The sequence below is a fragment of the Exiguobacterium sp. s80 genome, from assembly GCF_018618725.1.
GTDB lineage: Bacteria > Bacillota > Bacilli > Exiguobacteriales > Exiguobacteriaceae > Exiguobacterium_A > Exiguobacterium_A oxidotolerans.
The window spans coordinates 1,040,105-1,053,902 of the sequence record NZ_JACSMP010000001.1 but is presented as its reverse complement, the minus strand read 5'-3'; the positions used below and the strand labels follow the sequence as shown (position 1 = coordinate 1,053,902).

The 13,798-nt window shown below is 45.3% G+C and carries 17 protein-coding genes; 16 read left to right on the top strand and 1 reads right to left on the bottom strand.

The features are described 5' to 3' along the window. The first annotated feature begins 46 nt into the window (after window positions 1-46). Window positions 47-1,039 (top strand): YpdA family putative bacillithiol disulfide reductase, encoded by a 993-nt coding sequence (locus tag KNP94_RS05610; RefSeq protein WP_214892009.1) that lies wholly within the window; start codon window positions 47-49, stop codon window positions 1,037-1,039. 68 nt (window positions 1,040-1,107) lie between these two features. Here KNP94_RS05610 and KNP94_RS05605 read toward each other — a convergent pair whose 3' ends face one another. Then, the gene (locus KNP94_RS05605) at window positions 1,108-2,073 is read right to left on the bottom strand and encodes an asparaginase (RefSeq protein WP_088837329.1); all 966 of its coding nucleotides are present in this window, start codon (window positions 2,071-2,073) and stop codon (window positions 1,108-1,110) included. Between the two features lie 157 nt (window positions 2,074-2,230). Between KNP94_RS05605 and prsW the strand changes: the two genes are divergently transcribed. The 15 genes from prsW (at window position 2,231) to KNP94_RS05530 (ending at window position 13,780) form a co-directional block, all read left to right on the top strand. After that, window positions 2,231-2,890 carry a glutamic-type intramembrane protease PrsW gene (gene prsW, locus KNP94_RS05600; protein WP_088837328.1) on the top strand — a complete coding sequence of 220 codons (660 nt, stop codon included), beginning with the start codon at window positions 2,231-2,233 and terminating at the stop codon, window positions 2,888-2,890. Window positions 2,891-2,915: 25 nt separating this feature from the next. Beyond that, entirely contained in the window at window positions 2,916-3,572 is a 657-nt protein-coding gene (locus KNP94_RS05595) for a flagellar brake protein (protein ID WP_088837327.1), read from the top strand. Between the two features lie 75 nt (window positions 3,573-3,647). Then, complete coding sequence (cmk, locus tag KNP94_RS05590; RefSeq protein WP_214765110.1) at window positions 3,648-4,319, top strand: (d)CMP kinase; 672 nt, start codon at window positions 3,648-3,650, stop codon at window positions 4,317-4,319. Beyond that, window positions 4,316-4,915 (top strand): lysophospholipid acyltransferase family protein, encoded by a 600-nt coding sequence (locus tag KNP94_RS05585; RefSeq protein ID WP_088837326.1) that lies wholly within the window; start codon window positions 4,316-4,318, stop codon window positions 4,913-4,915. The genes cmk and KNP94_RS05585 overlap by 4 nt, the downstream gene beginning before the upstream one ends. Window positions 4,916-5,010: 95 nt before the next feature. After that, a complete protein-coding gene (gene rpsA / locus KNP94_RS05580) occupies window positions 5,011-6,144 on the top strand; it encodes a 30S ribosomal protein S1 (protein ID WP_029330677.1) in 1,134 nt (377 codons plus the stop codon). A 127-nt stretch (window positions 6,145-6,271) separates the two neighbouring features. Continuing rightward, window positions 6,272-7,582: a ribosome biogenesis GTPase Der gene (gene der, locus KNP94_RS05575; protein WP_029330675.1), complete on the top strand. Its 1,311-nt coding sequence runs from the start codon at window positions 6,272-6,274 to the stop codon at window positions 7,580-7,582. Window positions 7,583-7,600: 18 nt separating this feature from the next. Further along, window positions 7,601-8,626: an NAD(P)H-dependent glycerol-3-phosphate dehydrogenase gene (locus KNP94_RS05570; protein WP_215115460.1), complete on the top strand. Its 1,026-nt coding sequence runs from the start codon at window positions 7,601-7,603 to the stop codon at window positions 8,624-8,626. Window positions 8,627-8,644: 18 nt separating this feature from the next. Further along, on the top strand, window positions 8,645-8,842 hold the full coding sequence (locus KNP94_RS05565; protein WP_029330666.1) for a DUF2768 domain-containing protein: 198 nt from the start codon (window positions 8,645-8,647) through the stop codon (window positions 8,840-8,842). Continuing rightward, window positions 8,839-9,573: a hypothetical protein gene (locus KNP94_RS05560; protein WP_029330664.1), complete on the top strand. Its 735-nt coding sequence runs from the start codon at window positions 8,839-8,841 to the stop codon at window positions 9,571-9,573. The genes KNP94_RS05565 and KNP94_RS05560 overlap by 4 nt, the downstream gene beginning before the upstream one ends. An 85-nt stretch (window positions 9,574-9,658) precedes the next feature. Beyond that, entirely contained in the window at window positions 9,659-9,931 is a 273-nt protein-coding gene (locus KNP94_RS05555; RefSeq protein WP_012370671.1) for an HU family DNA-binding protein, read from the top strand. A 142-nt stretch (window positions 9,932-10,073) separates the two neighbouring features. Continuing rightward, window positions 10,074-10,652, top strand: a complete 579-nt coding sequence (locus KNP94_RS05550) for a heptaprenyl diphosphate synthase component 1 (RefSeq protein ID WP_029330662.1) — start codon at window positions 10,074-10,076, stop codon at window positions 10,650-10,652. Window positions 10,653-10,674: 22 nt separating this feature from the next. After that, window positions 10,675-11,382 (top strand): demethylmenaquinone methyltransferase, encoded by a 708-nt coding sequence (locus KNP94_RS05545; protein WP_029330660.1) that lies wholly within the window; start codon window positions 10,675-10,677, stop codon window positions 11,380-11,382. 1 nt (window position 11,383) lies between these two features. Then, entirely contained in the window at window positions 11,384-12,346 is a 963-nt protein-coding gene (locus KNP94_RS05540) for a polyprenyl synthetase family protein (protein WP_088837324.1), read from the top strand. Between the two features lie 94 nt (window positions 12,347-12,440). After that, window positions 12,441-12,857 (top strand): nucleoside-diphosphate kinase, encoded by a 417-nt coding sequence (gene ndk, locus KNP94_RS05535; RefSeq protein WP_088837323.1) that lies wholly within the window; start codon window positions 12,441-12,443, stop codon window positions 12,855-12,857. A 149-nt stretch (window positions 12,858-13,006) separates the two neighbouring features. Next, window positions 13,007-13,780, top strand: coding sequence for a CheR family methyltransferase (locus tag KNP94_RS05530; protein WP_214765107.1), 774 nt, complete (start codon window positions 13,007-13,009; stop codon window positions 13,778-13,780). Window positions 13,781-13,798: the final 18 nt, after the last annotated feature.

Below are 13,798 nucleotides of genomic sequence, written 5' to 3'. Positions count from 1 at the left end.
TGTTTGCTAAGATAAAAAAAAAGCACGTGGAAGAGGAGAAAAGATTATGCTGGATTGTCTCATCATTGGTGCAGGACCGTGTGGGTTATCGGCAGCGATCGAGATGCAAGATCGTGGATTAGCTGTCGAAGTCATCGAAAAAGGAAATATCGTCGAAGCGATTTATCAATATCCGACGCATCAAACATTTTTTTCGAGTAGCGAAAAATTAGAAATCGGTGGTGTTCCGTTTATCAACAAGGAACTTAAGCCGAAACGCCAAGATGCACTCGTCTATTACCGTGAAGTCGTTAAACGGAAAGAAATCACGATTCGTCCGTTTGAGACGGTGGAACGAATCAGTAAACGTACGGATGGTGAAGGGTTCGAAGTCGTATCGTCGCGAATGGAGGAGACGGTGACGCGTCAGGCACGGGCACTCGTCTTAGCGACAGGCTATTACGGATTGCCAAATAAAATGGACGTACCAGGTGAGGAATTACCGCACGTTTCTCATTATTTTAAAGAAGGTCATCCTTTCTTCGGACAAGACGTTGTCGTCATTGGTGGAAAAAATTCGAGTGTCGATGCCGCAATTGAACTTGAGAAGGCAGGTGCACATGTCACGCTGTTATACCGTGGTGAAGCGTACAGTCCGTCAATCAAGCCATGGGTCCTCCCGAACTTCGAAGCGCTCGTACGGGCCGAGAAGGTCAAGATGGTGTTTAACGCAACGATCGATTCTATCACACCGACGCACGTCCATTATAAAGAACAAGGAGAAGCGACCTCAATTAAGGCAGATTTTGTTTTTGCGATGACAGGTTACACACCGGACGTTGGTTTGTTCGCGGATGCCGGTATCATGATTGATGGAGAAACGGGAGTTCCGGATTTCAATGAGGAAACGATGGAGTCAAACGTTCCCGGCATTTATATTGCGGGTGTCGTCGCTGCAGGATATGACGCCAACAAAATATTTATCGAAAACGGTCGTTTTCATGGAGAATTGATTGCAACGAGTCTTTCAGATCGACTTGTTCGTGAAACGACGCGATAAGCGCTCTTTTCGATCGCTAAAAAAATAACCGTTTCCCTCCCCGGGAAGCGGTTATTTTTAGTGACAGATCATTCGACTTGAAATGAAGTCTCAAGTTCAGGGTGTGTAGCCTCGATTTCGAGCTCAATCATCAATTTCAAGCGAGCTTTTTGTGAGTTCAGACCATTCGAGAAAATCAGACCAAGTTCTTTTAATTGTTGTCCTCCGCCTGCATATCCGTAGACATCTTGGACGATGCCGTTAAAGCAACGACTGACGATGACGATTGGCATTTGTTCAGTCAGCTGACGAATCGCATCCATCAGACTCGGTGGCACATTTCCTTGCCCGAGTACTTCGAGGACTAGACCATCATAACCAAGTTCACCGACAGCAACTAAAAGGTCGGGGTCCATCCCGGCGTAAACTTTTAGGACGGAGACACGCTTTGTTAGTTTCGTCACCATGTGCGTTGGTTTTAAGACAGGTGTATTGAATAAATAGACATGATCTTTCGTGACCATCCCTAAGTTACCGAAATGAACCGATTTAAAAGTATCGACAGAAGAAGTATGCGTTTTCGTGACGTTAAAAGCAGAGTGGATTTCTCCGTTAAAGACAACGAGAACCCCTTTTCCTCTAGCTGCATCACTGACGGCTACACGCAATGCCGTAATCAAATTGAACTCACCGTCTGAACCGACTTCATTTGATGAACGCATCGCACCTGTCAAGACGATTGGAATTGGAGCACCAATCGTCAACTGTAAGAAATAAGCCGTTTCTTCTAACGTATCCGTTCCGTGCGTGATGACGACGCCATCATACCCTGCCTGCAGTTCTTCTTTGATGAAGTGTGCGAGACGGAGCATGATGTCCGGTGTGATGTGTGGTGAAGGAAGGTTCGCGAAGTGGCGTGTCGTGATGTCCGCGATGTCGGTCGCACGTGGCAATGAAGCATCAAGTGGGTTGATGTCATTCGGCAGAACGTGACCGGAATGATTTTGTGCCATCGCGATCGTGCCTCCGGTATGGACTAATAGTAATTTTTTCATAAAGAGCCTCCTGTCTATTCGTTCGATAGTCAGACACTAAAAGCTGACTATTCATTTTCATCCATAATTGTACCTTTTTTTTTCGGATATACAATGGACTCGGTTTTCTTTTCCAGGAGAAACCTTTATCCTTAAGGAATAGGAAGGGGGCAAAAACGTGTTATCGATCGTTTTCTCAGGAATTGCCCCGGGAATTGCACTACTTACTTATTTTTATCTCCGCCATGAACATGAAGCTGAACCCGTCGGTTATATTTTACGGAGTTTCATTTTTGGCATTTTACTTGTGTTTCCATTGATGTTCATCGACTACGTCGTTCAGACTGAATTTGGGGGAGATGAATCGATTCGTCTGTTTCGAACGGCAATTACGGAAGAATTTGCGAAATGGTTTATCGTTTTTTATACCGTATATATCCATCAACGTTTCAATGATTATTATGATGGTATCATTTACGCAGTCGCCTGTTCGCTCGGCTTTGCGACGCTTGAGAATATTTTATATTTAATGGTCAATGGGACGGTTGAACACATGATATTCAGAGCGTTGCTTCCTGTATCGGGTCATGCACTCTTTGCTGTTCTAATGGGCTTCTTTATGGGGCGTGCAAAATTTTCAATTTACCCGAATCGTTGGCTAAGTCTGTCCTTAATCGTTCCGATGATTGCGCACAGTATGTTTAATTTGTTAATATTGGAAAATGGTGGTATTTCCTTGCTGCCCATTATTTTTATGGTGATTTTATGGGGAGTCGGCCTTTACCAAGTTAAGAGTGCGAATCGCTTGAATCATCGATACAAAAAAAATAGTAATTGAATAGAATGGATTGGGAGAGAGTGACATGATGCAAACAGGTGATTTGATAATGGTACGCAACAGTGAAGATCGACAAGGTCGGACGAAGGTCACGGCTGTGACGAACCGTTTAATCTGGATGGAAGCGCCAAGTGAGGCGGACACGCTAAAGACATTTATTTTATCGGAAGATGAATCGATTCACGTTTACTTTTTTAAAGAAAAGGGACGGTTGTATGGCTTTGAATCGGAAATCGTCGAACGACAAAATGATCCGCTTCGTGGACAACGATATGCAATCAGACGCCCGACCGACCAACAGATTGAGCGTGTTCAACGTCGTCAGTTCGTACGTGTGCCGTTACTTTTGGACGTCGCACTTCATCCACATAAAACTAAATTCGAACCGTTCACGACGGTCTCGCTTGATTTATCAGCAGGTGGAATATTGATCTTAGCGAATCATTTACCGATTGAACTAAAAGACGAGGTTGAATTGACGTTTTTACTACCGGCCGAACATGGAGGAACCCATACACTTGACGTTTTAGGTGAGTTAGTTCGCGTCGATCGACGCGAAGAACGTTACGAACTCGCCTTTCAATTTACACAAATTCATGATCGAAGTCGTGAGCTCGTCTTACGGCACTGTTATCAGGCGCAAATGAAAAATTCGCGGAGTGGCACGAATTCATTCACCTAAGTCTATTTTTTTGCTATGATAACGGTCGATACTATGAACCGCTTAAAAATGGTTCAAACGGAAGGAACGAAAAACATGACTAAAATTCAAATCGCACTTGACGGACCAGCTGGTGCCGGAAAAAGTACAATTGCTAAACAATTAGCAGCACATCTTGACTACGTCTACATCGACACAGGGGCGATGTATCGGGCCGTAACGCTCGCAGCACTTGAGCAAGGAATCGATCTCGAGGATGGGCAACGGTTAGGTGAGTTAATGACATCACTTGATATCCGTTTAACACCGGGTGAAAACGGGCAACGTGTCTTTATTGGCGAGCGCGAAGTAACAGAGTCGATTCGGTCGAGCGAAGTGACGAACAATGTCTCATTCGTCGCAAAACATGCTCAAGTACGTTCGGCACTCGTCGAGATGCAGCGCCGCTTAGCAGAATCGGGCGGTATTGTCATGGATGGGCGTGACATCGGTACAGTCGTCTTACCAGATGCCGAACTGAAAGTCTTCATGACAGCAACAGTCGAAGAACGTGCGAGTCGCCGGCATCGTGAAAACGTGTCTCGGGGGATGGACAGTGACTTAGAAGCACTTCAAGCAGAAATCGCGTTGCGTGATAAACGTGATAGTGAACGGGAAGTGTCTCCGCTCAGACAAGCAGACGATGCCATTTATCTCGATACAACCGTCATGTCGATCGATCAAGTCGTCCTCCGTCTGACAGAGCTTGCGGAAGGGGTATTAAAATGAGTCGAACGGACTCCGTTTATCGACTAGCGCGATTCGTCGTGCTCGTCATCGCCAAAACTGTATTTCGTCTTCGCGTGACAGGGAGAGAAAATCTTCCGAAGGATGGATCCGTTCTTTTATGTGCGAATCATAGCTCGAACTGGGATCCCGTCTTTCTAGTTAGCGCGATTCCGACGAGTCGCTCGGTTCGTTATATGGCAAAAGAGGAACTGTTTAAAGTCCCTGGATTAAAACAATTGATGACGGCAGCGGGGACGTATCCCGTCGGACGCGGACAGGGCGATCGTCAAGCTTTAAAACGAACGATTGAATTATTGAAAACGGACGAAACCGTCGGAATTTTTCCAGAAGGAACACGGTCTGCTCCAGGTGAGTTCACGGCAGCGCAACCAGGTGTCGGTTTTTTTGCACTCCGATCTCCGGCGCAAATCGTTCCTGTCGCGATCATCGGCAACTATCGCCCGTTTAAGCCGATGCGGGTCGTAATCGGAAAACCAGTCGATATTGAAGATTTACGCGATCAACGCGGTGCCGCGAAAGCGATTTCAGAACGAATTCTCGAAGAAATCAAATCGGTCTACTACAATCATGTGTAAAACCTTGACAAATAGTCAGAATTGTAAGAAGTTAAAAGAAGGATAAACGTATTTTATTACGTTTCTTGTACTCATCGTGAGGAGGTTGTGTTGGAATGGTCGAAGAAATGAAAGATATGCCTGATTTTGAAATTCATCGGGACCAGGTAGTTACTGGGATGGTCGTGAAGATTGAAGACAAGCAAGCACTCATTGATATCGGATATAAGACAGAAGCAATCCTGCCGATTAGCGAAGTCTCAAGTCTCCATTTGGATGACATACGAGGTGTGCTAAAAGTCGGTGATGAATTACAAGTAAAGGTGAAGAAGATTACAGACGAAGAAGTCGTCGTCTCAAAACGTGAGATTGATGCCTTGAAAGCATGGGAAGAAGTCGAAGCGAAATATGAATCGGCTGAAATATTTGAAGTTGTCGTCAAAGACATCGTCAAAGGGGGTCTCGTCGTCGACATCGGCGTACGTGGATTCATTCCAGCTTCACTTGTCGAACGTCACTATGTAGAAGATTTTTCTGACTACATCGGCCGGTCGATCGAAGTCAAGGTCGTTGAGCTCGACCAAGAAAAAAATCGTGTCATTCTTTCACATAAAGCGGTCGTCGAAGGCGAGCTTAATGCGAAGAAAAAAGAGACGCTTGAAAACTTGGAAGTGGGTCAAGTCCTTGAAGGAACTGTCCAACGTTTAACGGATTTTGGTGCATTTGTCGATATCGGTGGTGTTGACGGACTCGTCCACATTTCTGAAATGGCGCATCATCGTGTCGAACGACCGTCTGATATCGTAACGGAAGGGCAACAAGTCGAAGTGAAAGTACTTGGTGTCGACCGCGATACAGAAAAGGTCAAGCTATCAATTAAAGAGACGCAACCAGGTCCATGGCAACAGATGGAAGGGAAAATCGAAGCGGGTGACATCGTCAAAGGACGTGTCCGTCGTCTCGTTCAATTCGGAGCATTCGTCGAACTTGCACCGCAAGTCGAAGGTCTCCTCCATATCTCTCAAATCGCTAATCGCCATATTAGTTCGCCGTCGGAAGTGCTTGAAGAGGGACAAGAAATCGAAGCGAAAGTTCTTGAGGTTCACTTAGATGAACACAAGATCTCCCTTTCGACGCGTGTCTTAGAACAAGAAGAGACGGATGAAGATGACTACTCTCAATATACGGATCAAAATGAAGGGTTTTCGGTAGCGGACCTCGCTGATAAAGACTCGGATGCAAAAGAATAAATTTTGACAAAAAGTGGACACGATTCGTGTCTGCTTTTTTTATGTTTCGGTTAGATGTGGTATAAGCGCGCTTGATTTGATACAATAGAACGGCTATGAAGCGAGAGAAGAGAAAGAAGGTGTTGGGATGGCAATTCCAGTAGTGGCGATCGTAGGTCGCCCAAATATCGGAAAGTCGACGATTTTTAACCGGGTGATTGGAGATCGGGTTTCGATCGTAGAAGACAAGCCAGGTGTTACCCGCGACCGTATATACGGAACTGGAGAATGGCTCAATCGTCATTTTCATTTGATTGATACAGGTGGAATCGAAGTCGGGGATGAGCCCCTACTTCAAATGATGCGTCATCAGGCGGAGCTTGCAATCGATGAAGCGGACGTCATTATTTTCATGGTCAATGGACGCGAAGGGATTACGGCTGCCGATGAAGAAGTCGCCGGCATGTTGTTCCGTTCAAATAAACCAGTGGTTATCGCGGTCAATAAAGTCGATAACTTTGAAATGCGTGATTTAATGTATGAATTTTACTCATTAGGATTCGGCGATTTATATCCGATTTCCGGAACGCATGGTCTAGGACTCGGAGACATGCTTGATCGTGTCCTCGAACTAGCGCCAAACAAAGAAGACATCGAATACGACGAAAATACAATTAAGTTTGCCTTGGTTGGTCGTCCAAACGTCGGGAAGTCGAGTATGACGAACTCGATTCTCGGTGAAGAACGTGTCATCGTCTCAAGTGTCGCTGGTACAACCCGTGATGCAATCGATACACCGTTTACACGTGACGATCAAGAATACGTCATCATCGACACAGCAGGTATGCGTAAACGTGGGAAAGTCTACGAATCGACAGAACGCTTTAGTGTCATGCGTGCCCAAAAAGCCATTGAGCGAGCTGACGTCGTTTGTGTCGTCCTCGACGGTGAAGAAGGTATCATCGAACAAGATAAAAAAGTCGCCGGATATGCCCACGAAGCCGGACGTGCGATTGTCATCGTCGTCAATAAATGGGACGCTGTCGAAAAAGATGATAAAACGATGAAGAAAATGGAAGAAGAAATTCGTGAAGAATTCCGCTTCCTCGACTATGCACCAATCGTTTTCGTCTCTGCGAAGACGAAACGTCGTCTTCAAACATTGCTCCCTGTCATCAATCAAGCGGCGAAAAGTCATGCCCAACGCATTCAGACAAGCGTCTTGAACGATGTTATCGTCGACGCAGTCGCGATGAATCCAGCGCCGACGGATAAGGGTGTTCGTCTACGGATTAACTATGCGACACAAGTGGCATCGCGTCCGCCTACATTTGTCTTGTTCGTCAACGATCCAGAGCTCTTGCATTTCTCATACAAACGGTATCTCGATAACCGAATCCGGGAAGCATTTGATTTTACTGGAACACCGATTCGGATTTTGGCACGTCAAAAACAATAAGGCAGGGTGAAAATCATGATGAAAAAAATTGCAGTCATTGGAGCTGGAAGCTGGGGAACTGCGCTTTCACTCGTTTTAGCAGATAATGGTCATGACGTCATTCTTTATGGCCGTGATCAAAAAAATGTTGATGCCATTAATGAAAATCATGAGAATACACAATTTCTGCCTGGTGTGGCATTGCCTTCTTCTTTACGGGCAACGACGAATTTAGATGATGCTGTAGCAGGTGCTTCGCATATTTTGATTGTGACGCCTTCGTCAGCGATTCGTGGCGTCGCACGCCAGTTAAATGAACGATTAACAGAACCCGTCGTCCTCATTCATGCGTCGAAAGGGATTGAACCGAAGACGCACTTACGATTGTCTCAGTTGATTGAAGAAGAAATCGATCCCGCAAAACGTTCGGCGGTCTGTGTTTTGACAGGACCGTCACACGCCGAAGAGGTTGCATTACGTAAACCGACGACGGTGACGATTGCTTCTGAAGGTTTAGAAGAGGCCGGTCGTGTCCAAGAACTCTTCATGAATGAAAACTTCCGGGTGTACTTGAACGCGGATATCATCGGAGCGGAACTTGGTGGCGCCTTGAAGAACATCATTGCCTTAGCTGCAGGAATGACGGACGGTTTAGGGTATGGAGATAATGCGAAAGCAGCATTGATTACGCGTGGAATGGTAGAAATCGCGCGTCTCGGTACATTGCTTGGTGCTAAACCGATGACGTTCACCGGTTTGACGGGGATGGGGGACTTGATCGTGACCTGTACATCAGTCCATAGTCGGAACTGGCGAGCCGGGAATGCCATCGGGCGTGGTGAAAAACTCGAAACCGTATTAGAAAACATGGGGATGGTCGTTGAGGGAGTTCGTGCGACTCAAGCTGCTTACGATTTGGCAGAAACGAAACAGTGCGAGCTTCCAATCACGACGGCACTCTACCATGTCCTTTTCGATGGTCACACACCGGAAGAAGAAGTACGGAAGTTGATGCAACGCCCGCAAAAAAATGAAATTGAACATCTGTTTACGACGAAAGATTAACGGAGTGGGGTGGAAACCTTGAGTCCTGGATTATTAAAAATGTGGATTTCGTTTGGCGGGATCGGGTTATTTGCGATTAGCGTCTTATTCGTCACGATCAGTCGAACGAAATTGACAGGGGTTTGGCAGTTCCTGCTCTCGACCCTTGCCTTCCTATGTTTTATTGTAGCTTCCATTATTATGGTGTTCATCGTCATGGCAGGTCCGAGCGCATGAAGAAGCTAGTCGTTCTTTTCATGTTGGTGCCTGTCATGTTGTTATCGGGATGTCTCTTCCCGGATAGTCAAAAACCTTCGAACCGGATACCCTATCCGCAACAAATCGCAACGGTTCAAGATGCTGTCGACGCGTATCAAAAAGATACCGGTGTCTTACCAATCAAAACAAGAGACGCAGATACGCCTTTGATGGAGCGGTATCAAATTGAACTCGGACGCTTAATTCCTCGTTATATGAGTGATCCTCCACCGAATAGTTTCGAAGGTGGTGGAACGTTCATTTACTTGTTAGTCGATGTGGAAGAGAAACCGACTGTAAAGCTGATGGATTTACTCGTTGCAGAAGAACTCCAAAAGCTACAGGTGCGCATCGATACGTACCGAAAGAAAAATGAAAAATATCCATTTAAAGGTTCGATTGGTAAAAATCAATTCACACTCGACTATAAAAAGTTGTTCATTAAGGAAGAACCGAAGATTCCGAGTCCTTATTCCGATACGGAACTGGACATCTATGTCGACGGTCAAGGGCAGTTGTATGTCAACTATCTTCCTGAATTGAAGAAAGCCGTTGAAACTGCGAAGAAAAAACCAAAAGTCGGTCAAGATATTCGTCATTTACTGTATGATGATCAACCTTTTGTCCCGGCATACTCTCAAAGCTATACAATTAACGAAAAAGGCGAACCTACGTTTTCTGAGGAATCGATCGAAGAATCAGAAAATTGAGAGGGATTATGACGAAAATGTTGTAATAGCAACGTTTATAAGGTATGATTAGCCTCGAAGAAGCGATTGGGAGGGGGTGAAAGTAATGAACAAAACTGAACTCATTCAAGCGGTTGTCGAAAAATCAGGTCTTACAAAAAAAGACGTGACTAAAGTTGTTGAATCAACATTCGAATCAATCACTGAGACACTCCAATCTGGAGAAAAAGTCCAATTGATTGGTTTTGGTAACTTCGAAGTCCGTGAACGTGCCGCTCGTAAAGGTCGCAACCCACGTACGAAAGAAGATATCGAAATCCCAGCAAGCAAAGTGCCTGCCTTCAAACCGGGTAAAGCATTGAAAGATGCAGTCAAGTAATTTGGCTACATAGTCGTTCGAGGAATTCCTCGAACGGCTTTTTTTGTGGGTATTCAAAGGCGTGAAAAAGCGATGATTATGGTATATTAAAAAAGAAGAACATCCATCAACGAGATGGCACTGGAGATCGGGGGGTAAAAGCATGGACCAACGAGAGCTATTCATGACAGAAATCATTACTGCGCTCAACAACAAACAGACGACTCAACTAGCTCGACATGTGGATTTCCCTTCCATCGATCGTGAACAGATCAGTTGGTTGATTGATGTCGCTCAAAACGAGACATTGGATTGGCAGGCGCTCGTAAAGGGCGTACATTTTGCGAAGGTTGCACTTGTCTTACATGAACGAGTAGGTGAAACGAAACGAGGATCAAAAGAAAGACAATTGCTCGTATTGGCGGGAGATCTTTTTTCGACTTACTTTTTTGAAGAGTTAGCGTCGCTTCCCCAAACGGCACTCGTGACGTTAGGACGGACCGTACAGCGTGTGAATGAAGCAAAATGTTCGATCCATGAGCGAAATTATACGTCGACAGAAGATTACGTCTTACTCTGGCTGACGGCGGAATTTGGACTCGTTCAAGGTTTGGCGGCAATCAGCGGTCAAGATTGGTTAACACGAGAAGGGCAACGCATCATTCGGAAACAGGCCGAGTTGCTCGATCATGAAGCGCAACAACTACTATTATCACATTTAGAACAAATGGCAGTAGCGTAATATTCTTGAAAGGGTGAACTGCGTGCAGACACAAGAAAAAGAAAAGAAAGTTTATGAAGTGTTTCAATCAATTTCGACAAATTATGATCAGATGAATTCCATCATCAGTTTCCGCTTGCACAAATTATGGCGAAAAGAAACAATGCGCCGGATGGATGTATTTCCGGGGGCAAAATGTCTTGATTTATGTTGCGGAACGGCTGACTGGACAATTCAACTCGCGAAAGCGGCTGGTCCGACCGGTGTCATCAAAGGACTCGATTTCTCTGAAAACATGCTTAAAGTCGGAGTCGATAAAGTCGAGGCGTTAGGGATGAAAAACGTCGAATTGATTCATGGCAATGCGATGGATTTACCTTTTGGTGATCATTCCTTTGACTACGTGACAATTGGGTTTGGACTACGGAATGTTCCGGACTATCTCCAAGTCATCAAAGAGATGCATCGTGTCTTAAAACCAGGTGGAACAGTCGTATGTCTTGAGACGAGTCAACCGACGGCACCAATTTTCCGTGAGGCCTACTCGTTATACTTTGGTAAAATCATGCCACAAGTCGGTCGTTTGTTTGCAAAATCGTTTGATCAATATAACTGGCTTCAAGAATCGACGGAAGTGTTCCTCGATCGTGTTGAATTAAAGCAATTATTTGAGCAGGCTGGCTTCATGCAGGTCGAAGTAAAGGCGTTTGCAGGTGGGGCGGCTGCAATGCACCTCGGGAAGAAGTGGTGAGATGTCACTGCATTCAATTTATCGAGATGTAACGAAAGAAGTGAATTTAGTCGACCGATTCTTAACAAATCATATTGCGTCCGAAGAACCGACGATTGATGCTGCGGGACAACAACTCTTGAAAGCGGGGGGGAAGCGGATTCGTCCGGCTTTTGTTTTGCTCGCTTCGAAGTTTGGTCAAGCAGACCGGGATGAACTGGTCCGTGTCGCGGCAAGTCTTGAACTGGTCCACATGGCATCACTCGTGCATGATGATGTCATCGATGATGCCGAACTGAGACGTGGAAAGCCGACCGTCATGCAACGTTTTGATGAAGAAGTTGCATTATACTCGGGTAACTATTTGTTTGGTGAGGCAGTCAAATTGATTGGAGAAATCGGGAAACCGGAACTCGTCCAAGTCATGGTCCATGCGATGCGCGAAATTTGTGAGGGTGAAATCGAACAAATTTATGATCAATACGATTGGAATCAATCGATTAAACGATATATTAAACGAATCGAGCGGAAAACGGCGATCTTGATTGAGGCAAGTTGTCATCTAGGAGCCATCGTCGCGAACTGCTCGGAAGCGGATACGAAAGCATTGCGGCAATTTGGGCGTGACATCGGTCTTGCTTTTCAAATTGCGGATGACTTACTGGATTTCACAGCGAACCGGGTCGAGCTTGGTAAACCGGTCGCAGAAGATTTACGACATGGGCATAAGACGTTGCCAGTTTTCTACGCCTCAGAAAATCCAGCTTTTTTCAAGGAACTCGTCAAAATTCAGGAGATGCCCTCCCACGAAGAAGTCGCGCCACTTCTTGACCGTCTGCAAGCGTCTGACGCACTTGAACGGACACAACAGACCGTCGATCTTTACATTAAGCGAGCGATTCGTCGTTTAGAGCATTTACCGAAGTCTTCTGCAAAGCGTTCACTTGAAGAAGTCGCACGTTACGTTGGAAAGCGAAAAGGATAAAAAACTGTCAAAATTTTCTTGCCGCTCGATCCGTTTACGAGTAAACTTACTATGTAAGCGCTTTTCTAAAAGCATTTCATAGGGGGACTCAAAAATGGAACAAACATTTTTAATGGTAAAACCTGATGGTGTCGAACGCGGATTGATTGGGGAAATCATCGGCCGGATCGAACGAAAAGGATTTGTTGTACGTGAAATGAAAATGATGCAAGCGTCTGAAGAATTGGCGAAAGCACATTATGCAGAGCACGCAGAGAAGCCATTCTTTGGAGAGTTGGTCACTTTCTTAACGTCTGGTCCTGTCGTCGCACTTCGTGTCGAAGGAACGGATGTCGTATCTGTTTCACGTTTGATGATTGGAAAAACAAAACCGACAGAAGCACTACCTGGGACGATTCGGGGAGATTTCGCGAACACGATGAGCGAGAACGTCATCCATGGTTCAGACAGCGTCGAGAGTGCGGAGCGTGAACTTGGACTTTGGTTTCAAGGGCAACCGGTAAACGCATAATGAAACGAACGGCAAACAGACGATTGAGCAATTGCTCAATCGTCTGTTTTTGTATTTTGGAAAGGAAATGGCTTTATGCTACTATAGAGAATAAGATAGGGTCATAAAACGTGTATGACCGATGATAGAGAGGACCAGTGAGGTGTACTATGGACGATTACGAGCTTTTCATCCAACGTTTCTTAAAAAAGTCAGGAATTGATTTAGGACAATATAAAGAAGCACAAATGAAACGACGTTTGACGGCTTTGCGCGATAAAAAAGGACATGATACCTTCGCCTCGTATATGCAGGCAATGGAAAAAAGCGAGACCTTATATGAAGAATTCTTGGACCGGATGACGATCAATGTTAGTGAATTCTTCAGAAATCCGATTCGCTGGCAACAGCTCGAACAAGATATTCTTCCGGTGCTGCAAGCACGTGCGCATGGTCGGATTCGGACATGGAGCGCGGCTTGTTCAACGGGGGAAGAGCCCTATTCGCTCGCGATGATTCTTAATGAGATGATGGACCCTGCCCAATTCACGATTCAAGCGACCGATTTAGATGAGATCGTTCTTGAAAAGGCGAAGCAAGGTCGATACGGCATTTCAGCCTTAAACGAAGTCGTCGAATCAAGGAAAAAACGATATTTCATCGAACAGGATCAACAATATGAGGTCGCTCCAGAAATTAAACGGCTCGTCCGTTTCAGTAAACATAATTTGTTAGGAGATCGCTATGACAGTGGATTTGATTTAATCATCTGTCGTAACGTACTTATTTACTTTACAGAAGAAGCAAAAGCGCACGTCTATCGCTCTTTTGTAGATGCGTTAAAACCGGGCGGCATTTTATTCGTCGGCGGAACGGAACAAATCTTTCAACCGGAACGATTTGGTCTAAAAATGAAGCAAAGCTTCTTTTATGAAAAAATTTAACGACGTGAAGGGATGAAG